The organism is Streptomyces subrutilus, assembly GCF_008704535.1.
Taxonomy (GTDB): domain Bacteria; phylum Actinomycetota; class Actinomycetes; order Streptomycetales; family Streptomycetaceae; genus Streptomyces; species Streptomyces subrutilus.
Window position 1 is genome coordinate 4,687,977 of sequence record NZ_CP023701.1, and the last position, 16,973, is coordinate 4,704,949.

General features: G+C 74.1%; 13 protein-coding genes. 12 read left to right on the forward strand and 1 reads right to left on the reverse strand.

What is annotated here, in order from left to right; translation table 11 throughout:
* Positions 1-319 precede the first annotated feature (319 nt).
* Together CP968_RS20565 and CP968_RS20575 are read left to right on the forward strand one after the other, a co-directional pair.
* Positions 320-1,723: an NAD-dependent malic enzyme gene (locus CP968_RS20565; protein ID WP_150519400.1), complete on the forward strand. Its 1,404-nt coding sequence runs from the start codon at positions 320-322 to the stop codon at positions 1,721-1,723.
* A 331-nt stretch (positions 1,724-2,054) separates the two neighbouring features.
* Entirely contained in the window at positions 2,055-2,336 is a 282-nt protein-coding gene (locus CP968_RS20575) for an HU family DNA-binding protein (protein ID WP_007264399.1), read from the forward strand.
* A gap of 362 nt (positions 2,337-2,698) precedes the next feature.
* Here the strand turns inward: CP968_RS20575 and murA are convergent, their stop codons facing one another.
* Positions 2,699-4,045 (reverse strand): UDP-N-acetylglucosamine 1-carboxyvinyltransferase, encoded by a 1,347-nt coding sequence (gene murA / locus CP968_RS20580; RefSeq protein WP_150519401.1) that lies wholly within the window; start codon positions 4,043-4,045, stop codon positions 2,699-2,701.
* 262 nt (positions 4,046-4,307) lie between these two features.
* On the opposite strand from murA, the gene CP968_RS20585 reads away from it, so the two are divergent.
* The 10 genes from CP968_RS20585 (at position 4,308) to CP968_RS20630 (ending at position 16,970) form a co-directional block, all read left to right on the forward strand.
* Positions 4,308-4,868 (forward strand): YqgE/AlgH family protein, encoded by a 561-nt coding sequence (locus CP968_RS20585; protein WP_150519402.1) that lies wholly within the window; start codon positions 4,308-4,310, stop codon positions 4,866-4,868.
* Positions 4,869-4,897: 29 nt separating this feature from the next.
* Positions 4,898-5,182, forward strand: coding sequence for a DUF3039 domain-containing protein (locus CP968_RS20590; RefSeq protein ID WP_030010729.1), 285 nt, complete (start codon positions 4,898-4,900; stop codon positions 5,180-5,182).
* A 145-nt stretch (positions 5,183-5,327) separates the two neighbouring features.
* On the forward strand, positions 5,328-6,998 hold the full coding sequence (locus CP968_RS20595; protein ID WP_150519403.1) for a beta-N-acetylhexosaminidase: 1,671 nt from the start codon (positions 5,328-5,330) through the stop codon (positions 6,996-6,998).
* A 212-nt stretch (positions 6,999-7,210) separates the two neighbouring features.
* Positions 7,211-8,128 (forward strand): FAD binding domain-containing protein, encoded by a 918-nt coding sequence (locus tag CP968_RS20600; protein WP_150519404.1) that lies wholly within the window; start codon positions 7,211-7,213, stop codon positions 8,126-8,128.
* 20 nt (positions 8,129-8,148) lie between these two features.
* Entirely contained in the window at positions 8,149-10,767 is a 2,619-nt protein-coding gene (locus tag CP968_RS34930; protein ID WP_229886596.1) for a 2Fe-2S iron-sulfur cluster-binding protein, read from the forward strand.
* 47 nt (positions 10,768-10,814) lie between these two features.
* The gene (locus CP968_RS20610) at positions 10,815-13,106 is read left to right on the forward strand and encodes a xanthine dehydrogenase family protein molybdopterin-binding subunit (protein WP_189828952.1); all 2,292 of its coding nucleotides are present in this window, start codon (positions 10,815-10,817) and stop codon (positions 13,104-13,106) included.
* A gap of 133 nt (positions 13,107-13,239) precedes the next feature.
* Entirely contained in the window at positions 13,240-13,734 is a 495-nt protein-coding gene (locus CP968_RS20615) for a hypothetical protein (protein WP_150519406.1), read from the forward strand.
* The gene (locus tag CP968_RS20620) at positions 13,734-15,215 is read left to right on the forward strand and encodes a WXG100 family type VII secretion target (RefSeq protein WP_150519407.1); all 1,482 of its coding nucleotides are present in this window, start codon (positions 13,734-13,736) and stop codon (positions 15,213-15,215) included. The genes CP968_RS20615 and CP968_RS20620 overlap by 1 nt, the downstream gene beginning before the upstream one ends.
* A 27-nt stretch (positions 15,216-15,242) precedes the next feature.
* Positions 15,243-16,433, forward strand: a complete 1,191-nt coding sequence (mycP, locus tag CP968_RS20625) for a type VII secretion-associated serine protease mycosin (RefSeq protein ID WP_244330577.1) — start codon at positions 15,243-15,245, stop codon at positions 16,431-16,433.
* A gap of 102 nt (positions 16,434-16,535) precedes the next feature.
* The gene (locus tag CP968_RS20630) at positions 16,536-16,970 is read left to right on the forward strand and encodes a hypothetical protein (RefSeq protein ID WP_150519409.1); all 435 of its coding nucleotides are present in this window, start codon (positions 16,536-16,538) and stop codon (positions 16,968-16,970) included.
* The last annotated feature ends 3 nt before the right edge of the window (positions 16,971-16,973 follow it).

Consider the following 16,973-nt stretch of genomic DNA (forward strand, 5'->3'; position numbering starts at 1 on the left):
CCCCGGGCCCAACCTTCGTCGCCTAGAGCGACCACTTGCCGCGAGGCGAGCATGGCGGGTCGGTGTCGTAAGCGTCGCACCGTCAGAGGTGCAAACAGGTCCGCGCCCCCCACTCCGTGGGGGGCGCGGACCTGTTTCGTATTAACCCACCATTCCGCCGGCCCCGGTTATCTCGTATGGTGGAAGTGTCTTTCCGAAATTTGTGGCTGGTTACCTTGTACCGGCTGGTAGGTGGGACGATCGGACAACACAGGTCCAGCCACGCCTGCCGTGCGGCCCTGTGTGTACAGCGAACCAGGGACAGAAGAGGAACACGGCCATGGCAACGGCGCCCAGCGTCTCGTATTCGATGACGGTCCGCCTGGAAGTGCCCGCGAGCGGAACCGCGGTCTCCCAGCTCACCACCGCCGTGGAGTCCTCCGGAGGCTCGGTCACCGGCCTCGACGTGACCGCTTCCGGCCACGAGAAGCTCCGTATCGACGTCACCATCGCCGCGACCTCCACCGCGCACGCCGACGAGATCGTCGAGAAGCTGCGGGGCATCGAGGGCGTCAGCCTCGGCAAGGTCTCCGACCGCACCTTCCTGATGCACCTCGGCGGCAAGATCGAGATGGCGTCCAAGCACCCCATCCGCAACCGTGACGACCTCTCGATGATCTACACCCCGGGCGTGGCCCGCGTGTGCATGGCCATCGCGGAGAACCCCGAGGACGCCCGGCGCCTGACCATCAAGCGCAACTCCGTCGCAGTCGTGACGGACGGCTCCGCCGTGCTGGGCCTGGGCAACATCGGCCCGATGGCCGCGCTGCCCGTCATGGAGGGCAAGGCCGCCCTCTTCAAGCGCTTCGCCGGCATCGACGCGTGGCCGATCTGCCTCGACACCCAGGACAGCGACGAGATCGTGGCGATCGTCAAGGCCATCGCCCCGGGCTTCGCCGGCATCAACCTGGAGGACATCTCCGCGCCGCGCTGCTTCGAGATCGAGGCCCGCCTGCGCGAGGCCCTCGACATCCCCGTCTTCCACGACGACCAGCACGGCACGGCGATCGTCGTGCTCGCCGCCCTCACCAATGCACTGCGCGTCGTGGGCAAGGCAGTTGGCGACGTCAAGGTCGTCATGTCGGGCGCCGGCGCGGCCGGTACGGCCATCCTCAAGCTGCTCCTCGCGGCCGGGGTGAAGAACGCCGTCAGCGCCGACATCCACGGCGTCGTGCACGCGGGCCGCCCCGACCTCGTCGACGCGGCCGCGGACTCCCCGCTGCGCTGGATCGCCGACAACACCAACCCCGAGGGCTACACGGGCACGCTGAAGGAGGCCGTGGTCGGCGCGGACGTCTTCATCGGCGTCTCGGCCCCGAACGTGCTCTCCGGCGAGGACGTCGCCGCCATGGCCGAGGGCGCCATCGTGTTCGCGCTCGCGAACCCGGACCCCGAGGTGGACCCGGCCGTCGCCCGCCAGACCGCCGCCGTCGTCGCCACCGGCCGCTCGGACTTCCCGAACCAGATCAACAACGTGCTGGTCTTCCCCGGCGTCTTCCGCGGCCTGCTCGACGCCCAGTCGCGCACGGTCAACACCGACATGATGCTGGCCGCCGCCGCCGCGCTGGCCGACGTGGTCGGCGAGGACGAGCTGAACGCGAACTACATCATCCCCTCCGTCTTCAACGACAAGGTCGCCGGAGCCGTGGCCGGAGCCGTCCGCAAGGCCGCCTCGGGGGCGTGACGGCCGCTGTGACCGCCCTCACGGGCCACCGCTTCCGGCGCGTCGCGAGATGCGGGCCCGGCGGGGCGCCTCTAGGGTTGCGGGGATGCCCGCGTGGTCCGCGGTCCGCATCCACCGAGGGCGGACGGAGCGTCACCGCGGCGTGACTGTGGCGCTTTTCGTGTGACCCCGGCGGGTGCCGGATTGGCTTTCCCGCCGCTGGTGGGGGCAGGATGCGTAACCGGGCGAGAGGGTCTGACGTTCAGACCCGGGTCCGGGGACTGTCCGAGGGCCCTGGCAGCATCGGCTTCGATCTCACGCCTCTAAGGCAAGTTGAACACGGGAGTACAACATGAACCGCAGTGAGCTGGTGGCCGCTCTGTCCGAGCGCGCCGAGGTGACCCGCAAGGACGCCGACGCCGTTCTGGCCGCGCTCGCCGAGACCGTTGGCGAGATCGTCGCCAAGGGCGACGAGAAGGTCACGATCCCCGGCTTCCTGACCTTCGAGCGCACCCACCGTGCCGCTCGCACCGCGCGCAACCCGCAGACCGGCGACCCCATCCAGATCCCGGCCGGCTACAGCGTGAAGGTCTCCGCGGGCTCCAAGCTCAAGGAAGCCGCCAAGGGCAAGTAGCACCGCCCTTGTGCCGAGGGCCGCGCAGGCCCCCGGGACGGCAGTAGTACGTAGAACGCCGAAGGGCGGCCACCCCGGGAGGGTGAGCCGCCCTTCGGCCTGTCCGGGGGCGGTCCGGCCGGTTTCCGCCCCGCCGGGAGCGGCCCCGCCCCCGGCAGGGCGCCCTCCGGGGGCGCTCCGCGGCCCGCGGGCCGCCCGTGGCCGGTTCCGGGCCCCGGGGCCGCGGGGGAGCCCGCCGGGCTCCCGGACGGGCTCCCGGGCCCCGTGCGCGCCGCCGCGTCCGGCCGGCCCCCCCGGGGCACGACGGAGCCCGCCGGCCCCGTGCGGGGGCCGGCGGGCTCCGTCGTGCGGCCGGGAGCGGCTCAGACCAGGTCGCCGCCGGGCAGCTCGACCTTCGCGCCGAGCTCCACGAGCTTCTCCATGAAGTTCTCGTAGCCGCGGTTGATCAGGTCGATGCCGTGGACCCGCGAGGTGCCCTCGGCCGCCAGCGCCGCGATCAGGTACGAGAAGCCGCCGCGCAGGTCGGGGATGACCAGGTCGGCGCCCTGCAGCTTGGTGGGGCCGGAGACCACCGCCGAGTGCAGGAAGTTGCGCTGGCCGAAGCGGCAGGCCGAGCCGCCCAGGCACTCGCGGTACAGCTGGATGTGCGCACCCATCTGGTTGAGCGCGGAGGTGAAGCCCAGGCGGGACTCGTAGACCGTCTCGTGGACGATCGAGAGGCCGGAGGCCTGCGTCAGCGCCACGACCAGCGGCTGCTGCCAGTCGGTCTGGAAGCCGGGGTGCACGTCCGTCTCCAGCGCGATGGCCTTGAGCGGGCCGCCCGGGTGCCAGAAGCGGATGCCCTCGTCGTCGATCTCGAAGGCGCCGCCGACGCGGCGGTAGGTGTTCAGGAAGGTCATCATCGAGCGCTGCTGGGCGCCGCGCACGTAGATGTTGCCGCCGGTCGCCAGGGCCGCCGAAGCCCAGGAGGCGGCCTCCAGGCGGTCCGGCAGCGCCTTGTGGTTGTAGCCGCTCAGACGGTCCACACCGGTGATCCGGATGGTCCGGTCGGTGTCGACGGAGATGATCGCGCCCATCTTCTGCAGGACGCAGATGAGGTCCTCGATCTCCGGCTCGACCGCCGCGTTGCTCAGCTCGGTGACGCCCTCGGCCAGGACGGCCGTCAGCAGCACCTGTTCGGTCGAACCGACCGAGGGGTAGGGCAGACGGATCTTGGTGCCGCGCAGGCGCTGCGGCGCCTCCAGGTACTGGCCGCCCTCGCGCTTCTCGATGGTCGCGCCGAACTGGCGGAGCACGTCGAAGTGGAAGTCGATCGGCCGGCCGCCGATGTCGCAGCCGCCCAGGCCCGGGATGAAGGCGTGGCCGAGCCGGTGCAGCAGCGGGCCGCAGAAGAGGATCGGGATGCGCGACGAGCCCGCGTGGGCGTCGATGTCGGCGACGTTCGCGCTCTCGACGTGCGTCGGGTCGAGCACCAGCTCGCCCGGCTCCTCGCCGGGACGCACCGTCACCCCGTGCAGCTGGAGCAGCCCGCGCACGACCCGCACGTCACGGATGTCGGGAACGTTGCGCAGCCTGCTGGGTTCGCTGCCGAGCAGCGCGGCGACCATGGCCTTGGGCACGAGGTTCTTCGCACCGCGGACACGGATCTCGCCCTCGAGCGGCGTGCCGCCGTGGACAAGCAGTACATCGTCACTGACTGTGCCGGTCATGAATCTCGCGTTCCGGGAGGGGTGGGCAGGGGGCCAGGGAAAAGAGTAAGGGCCTCCACCCCCGTGTTCGCATGGCTGACGCGCCCGTAGGACTGTCATGAATTCGGCACAACACCCTCCGTATCCACCCCATGGCGGAGTGTCGCGTTCCGCCCCGGCCCGGCGCACGCCCCCCGTCCTGCCGCCGGGCGCCCTGAGCTGCGCGTGATCGGATCTCGCCGCCCGCGTCCCCCGCGGCGCGAATGTGCGAGACCATGTCGGCATGACCGAGGTGTCCTCCCTCACAGGGCGGTTGCTCGTGGCCACCCCCGCCCTCGCGGACCCGAATTTCGACCGCGCGGTGGTGCTGCTGCTCGACCACGACGAGCAGGGCTCCCTCGGCGTCGTCCTCAACCGGCCGACGCCCGTGGGCGTCGGCGACGTCCTGCTGTCCTGGGCGCCGCTGGCCGGTGATCCCGGCGTGGTCTTCCAGGGCGGGCCGGTGGCGCTGGACTCGGCGCTGGGGGTGGCGGTCATTCCGGGTGAGGAGGGCCCGCTCGGCTGGCGCCGGGTGCACGGGGCCATCGGGCTGGTCGACCTGGAGGCGCCGCCCGAACTGCTCGCCGCCGCCCTCGGATCGCTGCGCATCTTCGCCGGCTACTCCGGATGGGGGCCCGGCCAGCTGGAGCGGGAACTGGGCGAGGGGGCCTGGTACGTGGTCGATTCGGAGCCCGGCGACGTCTCCTTCCCCGACCCGGAGCGGCTCTGGCGGGCGGTGCTGCGCCGCCAGCGCGGCGAGCTCGCCATGGTCGCCACCTATCCGGACGACCCGTCGCTGAACTGACCCGGGCGGCGTTCAGTACCCTGGGTTGCATGAGCACTCTTGAGCCCGAGCGCGGGACTGGCACGGGGACCCTCGTAGAGCCGACGCCGCAGGTGTCGCACGGTGACGGCGACCACGAGCGCTTCGCCCACTACGTCCAGAAGGACAAGATCATGGCGAGCGCGCTCGACGGGACCCCCGTCGTCGCGCTCTGCGGCAAGGTCTGGGTACCGGGCCGGGACCCGAAGAAGTACCCGGTCTGCCCCATGTGCAAGGAGATCTACGAGTCCATGGGCCCCGGTGGGGACAAGGACAAGGGCGGCAAGGACAAGTAGTCCGCCCGTAGCGGCAGTACCGAAGGCCCCCGGGGTGCGCTCAGGCGTACCCCGGGGGCCTTCGGCGTACTAGGGTCTGCGCAACGAGCACTCTGTGGAACGGGCGTTGCGCAGGGTGCAACTGGCTGCTGCGAAGGGCTGACGCATGGACCTGATCCCCCTACCCAGGGTCGCCGTGTTCCACGAGGAGGGCCGCCGCTACGCCTTCGGGCCCGAACCGGTCCTGACCGCCGGGCCGGGCGCCGAGGGCGTGGCCCGCTGGCTGCGCCGCGAACTCGGCGCGGCCACCGGCTGGAACCTCCCGGACGGCGGAGGCGCGGGCGGGCGCGGAGCGCGCGGTGACATACGGCTGGCCGTCGACCCCGCGGTCGGCGCCGGCGCGGGCGGCGGCGCCGAGGGGCCCGCGGCGGAGGCGTACCGGCTCGACGTCGGCGCGGACGGCGTCGAGCTGACCGGAGCGAGCGCGGCCGGACTGTTCCGGGGCGCCCAGACGCTGCGTCAGCTGCTCGGGCCCGACGCGTACCGCAGGGCGCCGGTGGCGGGAGGGGAGTGGAGCCTGCCGTACGCCGGGATCGTGGACGCCCCCCGGTTCGGGTGGCGCGGGCTGATGCTCGACGTCGCCCGGCACTTCATGCCCAAGGACGGGGTGCTGCGCTACATCGACCTGCTCGCCGCGCACAAGCTGAACGTGCTGCACCTGCACCTGACGGACGACCAGGGCTGGCGGATCGAGATCAAGCGCCACCCGCGGCTGACCGGGGTCGGCGCGTGGCGGGCGCGCTCCCGCTGGGGCCACCGGGCCTCGCCGCTGTGGGACGACACCCCGCACGGCGGCTTCTACACCCAGGACGACATCCGCGAGATCGTCGCCTACGCCGCCGAACGGCACGTCCGGGTGGTCCCCGAGATCGACGTGCCCGGGCACGCGCAGGCCGCCATCGCCGCCTACCCGGAGCTGGGCAACACGGACGTGGTGGACACCGCGGCCCTGGGGGTGTGGGACGACTGGGGGGTCAACCCGAACGTGCTCGCCCCGACCGAGGCCGTGCTGCGCTTCTACGAGGGCGTGTTCGAGGAGGTGCTGGAGCTGTTCCCGGCCGAGGTCTCGCCCTTCGTGCACGTGGGCGGGGACGAGTGCCCCAAGGAGCAGTGGAAGGCCTCCGGAGTGGCGCAGGCCCGGATCGCCGAGCTGGGCGTGGACGGGGAGGACGGCCTCCAGTCCTGGTTCATCCGGCACTTCGACGGCTGGCTCGCGCAGCGCGGCCGGCGGCTCATCGGCTGGGACGAGATCCTGGAGGGCGGTCTGGCCCCGGGCGCTGCCGTGTCCTCGTGGCGCGGGTACGGGGGCGGGATCGCCGCCGCCGAGGCCGGCCACGACGTGGTGATGTGCCCCGAGCAGCAGGTGTACCTGGACCACCGTCAGGCGGCGGGCGAGGACGAGCCGGTGCCCATCGGGTACGTGCGCTCGCTGGAGGACGTGTACCGCTTCGAGCCGGTGCCGCCGGCCCTGTCCGCGGAGGCCGCGGCCCACGTGCTCGGCGCGCAGGCCAACGTGTGGACCGAGGTGATGGAGCACCAGGGCCGGGTCGACTACCAGGTGTTCCCGCGACTGGCCGCCTTCGCCGAAGCGGTGTGGTCGTGGCAGCCGGCCCCGGCCGAGCGGGACTTCGCCCGCTTCGAGGAACGCCTGGCGGCGCACTACGGGCGGCTGGACGCGCTCGGGGTCGAGTACCGGCCACCGGGCGGCCCGTTGCCCTGGCAGCGCAGGCCCGGCCTGCTCGGACGTCCGATCGAGGGCACGCCCCCGAACGTGTGACGGCCTGAACCGGAACTCTTCCTCGATTTAGGTGTATACGGGGAAAAACGGGCGTCCGGCGGGGTCGGGCGGAAGGCGGCCCCGGCCGCCCGACCCTCGCGCCGGGCGGCCCGGAAGATGTGCCAGAGTTGCCACGTCCCGGCGGTGAGGACGTACCGTACGGCGGACAGGCGTGAGCGCCGGGACGGGGACATCGGGAAGGGGCAGCTGGGTTGACCACGCACGCACCGCACGTACCGCACGCATGGGATTCGGCTCAGGGGTCCCAGGGGCCTCGGGCGGCGCAGTCCGTGACGCTGCCGGCCTCGCTCGACGAGGCCGTCGCGGCTCTCACGGCCATGCCCGCCGCCGTGCCCGTCGCCGGCGGCACCGACCTGATGGCCGCCGTCAACGCCGGGCAGCTGCGGCCCGCCGCGCTCGTCGGGCTGGGCCGGATCAACGAGATCCGCGGCTGGCAGTACCAGGACGGCCACGCGCTGCTCGGCGCCGGCCTCACCCACGCCCGGATGGGACGGCCGGATTTCGCCGCTCTGATCCCCGCCCTGGCCGCCGCCGCCCGCGCCGCCGGACCCCCGCAGATCCGCAACGCCGGCACCCTCGGCGGGAACATCGCCACCGCCGCGCCCACCGGTGACGCCCTCCCGGTGCTGGCCGCGCTGGAGGCCGTACTCGTCATCGTCGGCCCGGAGGGATCGCGCGAGATCCCCGTCTCGTACCTGCTCGCCGGCCGCGAGATGCTGCGGCCCGGCGAGCTGATCGGCTTCGTGCGGGTGCCGCTGCTGCACGCGCCGCAGGTGTTCCTCAAGGCCACGGGACGGACCGGGCCGGGGCGCGCGGTGGCGTCCGTCGGCCTGGTCCTGGACCCCGCGCGCCGGGGCGTGCGCTGCGCGATCGGGGCGGTCGCCCCGATGCCGCTGCGCCCGCTGGAGGCCGAGCAGTGGGTGGCCTCGCTGATCGACTGGGACGCCGGACGGAGCCTGGCCCCCGAGGCGCTGGAGGCCTTCGGCGAGTACGTCGCGGCCGCCTGCGTGCCCGACCAGGGCGAACCGGTGGCTCCCGGAGTACTGCATCTGCGGCGGACGGTGGCCGTGCTGGCACGCAGGGCCCTGGGGAGGGCACTGACCTCATGAGTGGGAACGGGAACGGGTACGTGAGCGGAGCGACTGGGGACCCCGGCGACGCGGGTTCCGCGAGCCCCGAATGGGGCTGGGAGCCGGTGCCGCACGGCGGCGAGTACGACTCGGACGCGACGGCCTTCGTGAAGCTGCCGCAGGACATGCTGGACGCGCTCGGCACCGGGGAGCCGCTCGCGGCGCCCGGGCACGGGTACGTGCCGCCGCCGATGATCGTGCCGCTCGGCTCGGTCACCACCGACCCCTCCGCCACGGGCACCTGGGCGCTTCCGGTGCAGTGGCCGGAGGCCGCCGGCTCGGTGCCCGCCGCACCGGCGCCCGGCACCGCCTCGGGCCGGGTGTCGGGCCAGGGCCCGGCCCCGGTGGGCGGGCCGATTCCGGCCACGATCCCGCTCCCGGCCTCGGTGGCGGCCGCGTACGCGCAGCCGGGCCGGGAAGCGGAGCAGGAACCGGAACCGGAACCGCGTCGGGAGGCGCAGCACGCGCCGCGGCAGGACGTCCGGCCGGAGTACGGGCAGGAGTTCGGGCCGGAGTTCGGACAGGAGTACGGGCAGGGCTACACGGCGGGCGAGGGCGCGCACCCCGGGCACGGCGGGTACGAGGGCCACGACCCGTACGCCGGGCAGGAGGGTTACGCGGGGCAGGAGGAGTACGCGGGCCAGGAGGGGTACGCGGACCACGACCCGTACGCCGGCCAGGGCGCGCAGTCCGGCCACGACCCCCGCCAGTCCGGCCACGACCCCGGCCAGGGCTACGACGCGCAGGGCGGTCAGGGCTTCCACGGCGGGCAGGACCTGCACGGCGGTCAGCGGGACCCGCATGGCGGCCAGGACGCGCACCCGGGGCGGGACGGGCGTTCGGGGACGGGCGAGACCGCCGAGTGGCGGTTCCCCGACCCGGGTACGGACACCGGCACCGGGCAGTGGGCGCTGCCCGACGCGGTCCACCGGGCCGACGGGTCCGAGCTGCCCGAACCGTCCGTCCGCTCGGGCGAGTTCCGGCCGGCCGGGCTGGGCGCCGACTGGAGCCAGGCCCCCGCGACGCTGCCGGGCGGCGCCGCCGCGCCCTGGGCGAACCACCCCGACTTCGAGGGCGCGCGCGGCAACGCCGGGCAGCAGCCCTCCGGCGACCCCGCCGCGGACAGCGGCGTACTGCCCGGCACCGATGCCGCGGTGGCGGCGGCCGCGGCCGCCGCCGGACAGGTCCCCGCCGGCCCCGGCACGGGCGCGCTGCGCCGCGGGCCGCGCGTCCTGGGCGGCCCGGGGGTGGGCACCCCGCTCCCGGAGGGCGAGCCGGTCCACCCCGCCCCGCACGACATCGAGGCCGCGCACGGCACGGCGGCCCCGGGCGGGCTCGACCTGTTCGGGGGCGTGCGGACCGAGGCCGAGGCGGCCCCCGAACCCGAGCACCCCGCCCGGGACGCGGACGGCGACGGGCACGCTTTCGCCGCCTTCGGCCACGCGCCCGAGCAGCACCCGCGACCGGAGCCCGGCCCCGCGGCGGCCGGAGCCGGGCAGACGCCGGAGCCCGCGGAGGGCGCCGGGGACGAGGCGTTCGCGGGGGCCACGGACGAGGCGTCGGCGGGGGCCGGGGCGGTGGCCGAGCAGGAACCGGCCGCGGCACCGGAGCCGGAGCCCGAGCCCGAGCCGGGCCGTGGGGCGGAGTCCGGGCCGGAGTCCGGCGCCGGATCCGACGCCGTCCCCGGGACTGCGCCGGTCGTGGCGTCGGACGGGGTCGCGCCGGAGGGTGCGGACGCAGGGGGCGCCGGGGCCGCGCCCGTGCCGGACGCGGACACCGCCGACCGTGCCGTGGCACCCCCGGAGGAGGGCGACGCGGTCGGTCTCCCGGGCGCGGGGGCGGCGTACGAAGAAGAGACCGATACCGAACCCGTCGCCCAGAACGAGCATCCGGCGGCCTCCTACGTCCTGCGCGTCAACGGCGCCGACCGGCCCGTCACCGGCGCCTGGATCGGCGAGTCCCTCCTCTACGTGCTGCGCGAACGCCTCGGCCTGGCCGGCGCCAAGGACGGCTGCTCGCAGGGCGAGTGCGGCGCCTGCGCCGTACAGGTCGACGGCCGGCTCGTCGCCTCCTGCCTGGTGCCCGCCGCGACGGCCGCCGGCAGCGAGGTGCGCACCGTCGAGGGACTCGCGACGGACGGGGAACTCTCGGACGTGCAGCAGGCGTTGTGCAGGTCGGGTGCGGTGCAGTGCGGGTTCTGCGTACCGGGCATGGCCATGACCATCCACGACCTGCTGGAGGGCAACCACGCCCCCAGCGAGCTGGAGACCCGGCAGGCGCTCTGCGGCAACCTGTGCCGCTGCTCCGGCTACGCGGGGGTCATCGGCGCCGTCCGCGAGGTCGTGGCCGAGCGGGCGGCGGCGGGCGCCGAGCCCCCGGCCGCGCCGGCCGGCCCGGCCGCTCCGGCGTCCTCGGAGACGGGCGCGCCCGGATCGGGCGCGGCGGATCACGGCGCGCCGGACCGCGGTGCGGCCGATCACGGCGCGCCGGACCACGGTGCGTCCGATCACGGTGCGTCGGCGGCGCGCATTCCGCACCAGGCACCGCCCGGCGAGGGCGGGTTCCACGGCGCGCACGGCGCCCACGGCCACGGCATCCACCACGGAGGCACGGAGTGAGCGGGCAGGACGCGGCGACGGCGACGACGACGGCGGCCAACGCCACGGTGACGGCCCCGTCGGCCGCCGAGCCGCCGGAGCAGCAGGTTCCGCGCGGCATCGGCGCCTCCGTCCCGGCCGCCGACACCCGGGCCAAGGCCGAGGGCACCTTCCCGTACGCGGCCGACCTGTGGGCCGAGGGCCTCCTGTGGGCCGCCGTCCTGCGCTCCCCGCACGCCCACGCCCGCATCCTGTCCGTCGACACCTCGGCCGCCGCCGCCATGCCCGGCGTGCGCGCCGTCGTCACCCACGCCGACGTCCCCGGCGCCACCACGCACGGGCGCACCGTCGCCGACCGGCCGGTCTTCGCGCACGACGTCGTCCGCCACCACGGCGAGGCCATCGCGGCCGTCGCCGCCGACCACCCCGACACGGCCCGGCTCGCCGCCGCCGCCATCGCCGTCGAGTACGAGCTCCTCGACGCCGTCACCGACCCCGAGCAGTCCTTCGGCGCCCCGGCCCTGCACCCCGACGGCAACCTGATCCGGCACATCCCGCTCCGCTACGGCGACCCGGAGGCGACCGGCGAGGTCGTCGTCGAGGGCCTGTACCGGATCGGCCGCCAGGACCCGGCGCCCATCGGCGCGGAGGCCGGGCTGGCCGTACCGCGTCCCGACGGCGGGGTGGAGCTGTACACCGCCTCCACCGACCCGCACACCGACCGCGACCTGGCCGCCGCCTGCTTCGGCCTGGAACCGGACCGGGTGCGGGTGGTGGTCACCGGGGTCCCGGGCGCGACCGCGGACCGCGAGGACGCCGCGTTCCAGCTGCCGCTCGGCCTGCTCGCCCTGCGCACCGGCTGCCCCGTGAAGCTGGCCGCCACCCGCGAGGAGTCCTTCCTCGGGCACACCCACCGCCACCCGACCCTGCTGCGCTACCGCCACCACGCGGACGCCGAGGGCCGCCTGGTCAAGGTCGAGGCGCAGATCCTGATGGACGCGGGCGCGTACGCCGACTCGTCCGCGGAGTCGCTGGCCGCGGCGGTGGCCTTCGCCTGCGGCCCGTACGTCGTCCCGCACGCCTTCGTCGAGGGCTGGGCGGTGCGCACGAACAACCCGCCGTCGGGGCACGTGCGGGGCGAGGGCGCGATGCAGGTGTGCGCCGCGTACGAGGGGCAGATGGACAAGCTCGCGGCGGCCCTCGGCGTCGACGGCGCAGAACTGCGCATGCGCAACGTACTGGCCACCGGCGACCTGCTGCCCACCGGCCAGACGGTGACCTGCCCGGCTCCGGTGGCGGAACTGCTGCGCGCGGTACGGGACTTCGAGCTGCCGTCGCTGCCGAAGGACACGCCCGAGGAGGAGTGGCTGCTGCCCGGCGGCCCGGAGGGCGCGGGCGAGCCGGGCGCGGTGCGGCGCGGGGTCGGGTACGGGGTGGGCATGGTGCACATGCTCGGCGCGGAGGGCACGGACGAGGTGTCCACGGCCACCGTCAAGGTGGTCGACGGCGCGGCCACCGTCATCTGCTCGGCCGTCGACACCGGCCAGGGCTTCGCGACGCTGGCCCGGCAGATCGTCCAGGAGGTCCTGGGCGTCGAGGACGTGGCGACGGCCCCGGTCGACACCGACCAGCCGCCGGCCGGCCCGGCGGCGCACGGCCGGCACACCTGGGTGTCGGGCGGCGCGGTGGAGCGGGCGGCGAAGATGGTCCGCACCCAGCTCCTCCAGCCGATGGCGCACAAGCTGGGCATGTCCACCGAGCTCCTCCAGATCACCGAGGGCCGGATCACGTCGTACGACGGGGCGTTCTCCATGACGGTGGCGGAGGCGATAGAGGGCAAGGAGCTCTGGGCCACGGCCCAGTGCCGCCCCCACCCGACGGAGCCGCTGGACGGCGACGGCCAGGGCGACGCGTTCGTGGGCCTGGCCTTCTGCGCGATCCGCGCGGTGGTGGACGTGGACATCGAACTGGGCTCGGTGCGCGTGGTGGAACTGGCCGTCGCGCAGGACGTCGGCCGGGTGCTCAACCCCCGCCAGCTGGAGGCCCGCATCGAGGCCGGCGTCACTCAGGGCGTGGGGGCCGCGCTGACCGAGAACCTCCGCACCGTCGCCGGCCTGGTCCGCCACCCGGACCTGACGGGCTACGCCCTGCCCACCTCCCTGGACGCCCCGGCGGTGCGCATCGTCAAGCTCGTCGAGGAACGCGACGTGGTGGCCCCCTTCGGCGCGAAGGCGGCGAGCGCGGTCCCGGTGGTGACGACCCCGGCGGCGGTGGCCTCGGCGGTCCGTGCGGCGACGGGTCGCCCGGTGAACAGGCTCCCGATCCGCCCCTCGGCGGCGGTCGCGACCCCCAACTCGTGACCCCACCACCGGCATTGCACGTGCAACCCCGGGGTTGGGGGCTGTGGGTGCCGGTCGCTAGAGTGCTCGGAGCGAGTGTTTACGCGCGCGTGCGAAGGCGTGCGAACGGGGACGGGGAGCCGGGGAGGCCATCGTGGCAGAGGAGAACGGGACGGGTGTGTTCGGCGCGGGCCCCTCGGGGGGTCTCGCGGACGCGATCAGGGCCCAGGCGGACGCGCAGTCGAGGGCCGCGGCGCTGAGGATCGAGCACGACTCGCTGACGGAGTACAAGGGCATGGTGGATGCCCTGCTGGAGGAGCTCAGCGGTTCGGACGCCGACCACAAGAAGCTGGCGGACGGCACGCTGACGCAGGCGGCGCTGGGGCGCGGCTTCCCGGAGGCCGACGCGATCTACACGTCGTACTCGACGGTCATCACGGAGCTGGAGGGCCTCTCCAAGGGACTGGCGGGCCAGATCGAGGGCCTGGGCATCGCCGTGCTGTCGGCGGGCAACGGCTTCGCGGACGTGGACGAGGAGACGAGGCGCCGCATGGCCGCCATCGCCAAGGAGGCGCGGGCGCAGTACGTGCCGGAGCGGGACCCGTACGTGGAGGAGCAGCGCAAGAGCGCGGCGGGGGGCACGGTCTGATGGCCACCGACTTCGAAGGACACACGCACCAGCAGCTCAAGGCGATGAGCGACGCGCTGAAGCCGGAGACGGTCAAGGCGCGGGCGGAGCAGCTGAAGAAGGCCTCCGAGGACATCGCCAAGATCGCGGAGAAGCTCAAGAAGCACCGTGTGACGGGCTGGGAGGGCGAATCCGCCACGGCCTTCCAGGAATGGGTGGGCCGCGCGGGCAACGCGACGCTGCGGCTGAGCGAGTACAGCGAGCAGGGCTCGCACTGGATGACGCAGGCCGTCCAGAAGATGGTCGAGGCGCAGGGCATGCCCGCGTACGACACGGACGCGGCGGCCAACCTGGAGGCGGCGCGCAAGTACCACAACGACCCGGACGCGGCGGCGCTCGGGTCGGAGGCGCGGTCGAAGCTGAACTCGGAGCTGACCGAGGCCAAGAAGCGGATGAAGGCGCTGGCCGAGGCGTACGAACTGTCGTCGCAGCAGATGAACAAGGCGGAGATCCCGACGTTCCCGCCGCCGCCGGCGGCTTTCGTACCGCGTGGGATCCACGACATCTCCGACATCTCCCGGAGCGGCGACGCCACGAACGGTGGGACCAGCAACCGCCGCGGCGTGGAGGACACTTACTCCCCGCCGTCGAGCCGCGACGGAGTGGAAGACGTCCCGAACGCACCGCGCTCGGCTTCCGCCCACCCGCCGCAGTCCGACGGGCAGCTCCCGTCGGTGCAGGCGATCCCGGACCGGGAGGTGAGCGTGGACCTGGACAACGTCGCGACCCTCCCGGCCACCACCCTGCCCCAGACGGCGAACCCGCCCGTCACCTCGCTGCCCGGCGGTCCTGGTGGCGGCGTGAACCCGGTGGGCGTCGTTCCGCCGCTCACCCTCCCGCCGGTCGGCGGCGTGAAGGGGCCCGGGCCCGGCGGTATCGGCCCCGTGGGCGGAACGCTTCCGGTGACAGCCGGTCCCGGTGGGCCGGGTGCCAGGGCCGGGCACGTCGGAAGCCTGCCCGGGATGGCGCCGCGGGACTCCGGCATCACGGGCGGCCGGCCCGTGGCGTCCGGTGGCCCCCATGCCGGCATCCCGCGCGGCACGGTCATCGGCGCCGAGGGCGCGCACGCCGCCCAGGGAGCCCGCGGTATGGGCATGGGCGGAGGCATGGGCGGAGGCATGGGTGGCCCCCACGGCGCCCCGGCCGGCTCTGTGGCGGGACGGCGCCTGGCCATGGAGGCCGGCGGCGTGGTCGGAGGCCGTCCGGCCGGACCGGTGGGTCGTCCGGTGGCGGGCGGGCAGCCGTTCACGCAGGGAGGTTCGGGTCTCGTCCGCAGCCCTGCGGGGGGAGCCGGGGCAGGTGCGATGGGCCACGGGGGAGCGGGAGCGCGTACCCCCGGCAAGCGACGCGAGGACCGGGGCGGCGAACGCCCCGACTACCTCGCCGAGGACGAAGAGACCTGGCTGGGCAGCCGTCGCGTTGTCCCGCCGGTGATCGACTGAGCAGAACGGACAGAGCACCGGATGCGCATGCGCAAGGCGACCTCGGCCCTGGTGGGTCTGCTGCTGGCCGGGGTCGCCGCGACCCCGGCCCACGCGGACACGATTCGTTCGCAGCAGTGGCACCTCGATGCCATGAAGGCCGACGACATGTGGAAGACGAGCACGGGCAAGGGCATCACCGTCGCGGTGATCGACACCGGTGTGAACGTCATTCCGGAACTCGAAGGACAGGTTCTCTCCGGCGCTGCCTTCCCGAAGGGCGACGGCGGCGACGGGCGCGATGACTACGACGGCCACGGCACCAGCATGGCTGCGATCATTGCCGGTACCGGAAAACACCCCAGCGGTGACGGTGCCTACGGCTTGGCCCCGGGTGCCAAGATTCTCCCGATCCGGGTGCCTGACATGTTGGAGGAGTCGACCACTCCGGCGATGGTCGCAGCCATCAGGTACGCGGCGGACTCCGACGCAAAGATCATCAGTATCTCCCAGGCCCTGTACACACCGCCGGAAGCCGACCGGGATCGGGCAGAAGCGGTGAAGTACGCGCTGGCCAAGGGGAAGGTGATCTTCGCAGGCGTCGGCAATGACGGAGACTCCACCAACAAGGTGCTCTACCCCGCCGCGACTCCCGGTGTCGTAGGAGTCGGCGCCGTGGACGCGGACGGAAAGGCGACCCCTGAGTCCCAGCACGGCCCGCAGGTAGACCTGTCGGCCCCCGGTGTCGACATCGTGACCGCCTGCAAGGGGAAAACAGGGGTGTGCAAGGCCCACGGCACCAGTGATGCGACGGCCCTCGCCTCCGCGTCCGCCGCCCTCCTCTGGGCCGTCCACCCGGACTGGACCAACAACCAGATCCTGCGCGTCCTGCTCAACACCGCAGGCAAGCCCACCGACGGCGCCGAGCGCAACGACTACGTCGGGTACGGCGTCGTCCGCCCCCGGGTCGCGTTGCCGACCCCCGGCGACCCCGGCCCCGCCGACGTGTTCCCCCTGCCCGACCTGGCCGCAGCGGCAGCCGCCCCCGGGGGGTCTCCCTCGGAGGCTCCGGGGGGTGCGACTCCGGGGGCGGCGGCGTCCGCAGCGGCCCCGCTGGCGTCGGACGGGGGTTCGGGCGGTGGGGTGCTGCCCTGGGTCGGGCTCGGGCTGGGGGCGTGCCTGCTGATCGGCGGGGCGGTCACGGCGGTCGTCGTACGCCGTCGCCCCCACCACGGCTGACGGCACCCGCCCGGCCTCCCCGGATCCGGGCCAGCCTCGCTCCCGCTCCGCTCCGCTCCGTTGCGTTCCGTTCTGTTCCGTTTCGACGAGGGAGTTCACGCGATGTCGTTCGACGAGGAATGGTCGGCGGCGCGCGCCACGGCCACCGCCAGCGTCGCCATGCGCCTCAACCAGCTGGCCCCCGAACCCGGCGGGGGTGGTGGTAGCGGCGCTGGCGGCGACCTCGAACTCAACCAGGACCACATCGGCGCCATCGGCTCCGAGGCGTACAAGCTGCACTCCCGCCTCCTCACCGACGGTCGGCACGCCGCGACCGCCACGATCGAGGCGGCGGGCGCCCTCACCCGGGAGGGCTTCGCGAGCGGGGCGGCCCTGTCCACGGCGCAGACCACGTGGGAGAGCCAGGTGAAGACGCTGCTGGCGGCCTGCGCCAACGTCTCCAACGCCCTGAACTACTCGCTCTCCGCGCATGCCAAGGACGAGCAGCAGCTCCGGGCCGACCTCACCGCGTCCGCACTCACCACTCACCTCACGTAGGCG

Excerpts from the sequence above, each read along its gene's own strand:
- CP968_RS20565 (WP_150519400.1), top strand. The coding sequence starts at position 320 with ATGGCAACGGCGCCCAGCGTCTCGTATTCGATGACGGTCCGCCTGGAA.
- CP968_RS20575 (WP_007264399.1), top strand. The coding sequence starts at position 2,055 with ATGAACCGCAGTGAGCTGGTGGCCGCTCTGTCCGAGCGCGCCGAGGTG.
- murA (WP_150519401.1), bottom strand. The coding sequence starts at position 4,045 with ATGACCGGCACAGTCAGTGACGATGTACTGCTTGTCCACGGCGGCACG.
- CP968_RS20585 (WP_150519402.1), top strand. The coding sequence starts at position 4,308 with ATGACCGAGGTGTCCTCCCTCACAGGGCGGTTGCTCGTGGCCACCCCC.
- CP968_RS20590 (WP_030010729.1), top strand. The coding sequence starts at position 4,898 with ATGAGCACTCTTGAGCCCGAGCGCGGGACTGGCACGGGGACCCTCGTA.
- CP968_RS20595 (WP_150519403.1), top strand. The coding sequence starts at position 5,328 with ATGGACCTGATCCCCCTACCCAGGGTCGCCGTGTTCCACGAGGAGGGC.
- CP968_RS20620 (WP_150519407.1), top strand. The coding sequence starts at position 13,734 with ATGGCCACCGACTTCGAAGGACACACGCACCAGCAGCTCAAGGCGATG.
- mycP (WP_244330577.1), top strand. The coding sequence starts at position 15,243 with ATGCGCAAGGCGACCTCGGCCCTGGTGGGTCTGCTGCTGGCCGGGGTC.
- CP968_RS20630 (WP_150519409.1), top strand. The coding sequence starts at position 16,536 with ATGTCGTTCGACGAGGAATGGTCGGCGGCGCGCGCCACGGCCACCGCC.